Below are 339 nucleotides of genomic sequence, written 5' to 3'. Positions count from 1 at the left end.
ACCTCGCGCTGATCCTGCTCCTCGTCTCCGGCGTCGGCGTCCTGGGCGCGGCCGCCGCCGGTCTCGCGGTCGCCCGCGCCGGCCTGCGCCCCGTGGACGAACTCACCGAGGCCGTGGAGGAGGTGGCCCGCACCGAGGACCTGGGCATCCGCATCCCCGTCGAGGACGACGCCGAGGACGAGGTCGCCCGCCTCTCCCGCTCCTTCAACTCCATGACGTCCGCCCTGGCCAGCTCCCGCGACCTGCAACAGCAGCTCATAGCGGACGCCGGCCACGAACTGCGCACCCCGCTCACCTCCCTGCGCACCAACATCGAACTCCTCACCCGCAGCGAGGAGA

General features: G+C 72.6%; 1 protein-coding gene. It reads left to right on the top strand.

Annotation, left to right across the window (positions count from 1 at the left end; translation table 11 throughout):
* The coding region (locus tag J0695_RS42195; protein ID WP_206970086.1) for a HAMP domain-containing protein at positions 1–339 on the top strand (339 nt) is incomplete at both ends.

The sequence above is a fragment of the Streptomyces beijiangensis genome (assembly GCF_017315755.1).
Classification (GTDB): domain Bacteria; phylum Actinomycetota; class Actinomycetes; order Streptomycetales; family Streptomycetaceae; genus Streptomyces; species Streptomyces beijiangensis.
The sequence above is the reverse complement of the archived record's forward strand: the minus strand, read 5'-3'. Positions and strand labels throughout refer to the sequence as shown.